This window comes from Campylobacter sp. RM5063 (assembly GCF_024723655.1).
Taxonomy (GTDB): Bacteria; Campylobacterota; Campylobacteria; order Campylobacterales; family Campylobacteraceae; genus Campylobacter_D; species Campylobacter_D lari_D.
The window spans coordinates 1-353 of the sequence record NZ_JANQDA010000076.1 but is presented as its reverse complement, the minus strand read 5'-3'; the positions used below and the strand labels follow the sequence as shown (position 1 = coordinate 353).

At 27.2% G+C, this 353-nt stretch carries 1 pseudogene; it reads right to left on the bottom strand.

Annotated features, from left to right (window positions below):
- Positions 1-353, bottom strand: a pseudogene (locus CAMP5063_RS08440) (glycosyltransferase family 2 protein); the annotation flags it as partial.

Sequence of the window (353 nt, the reverse complement as noted above, 5' to 3'; positions counted from 1 at the left end):
TTATCTTTTATATAAGATAATACAAAAGGCATTCTTATATAACCTAGTACAGATTTTGAATTTACTATCATAGCTTGACCTAGTTTATAGGAGAGTTGATTTTGAATTCTTTGTTTTGCTGTACCATATTTGGTTTGGAAGGATAGTTTAGATTGGGTTTGGTTGAGTTGGGTTGATTTTTCTTGTATATTACTTTGTAATTGATTGATATGATTTGTATTAGAATTTATAATATTATCTTTTTCTTTTATAGTTTGATTAAGAGCATTACTTAAGTTTTGGATTTGAGTGGTTTGGTTTGCTACAAGTTGAGTTTTGGTTTTAACAATATCAGCTATAAATTCAGCTATCCT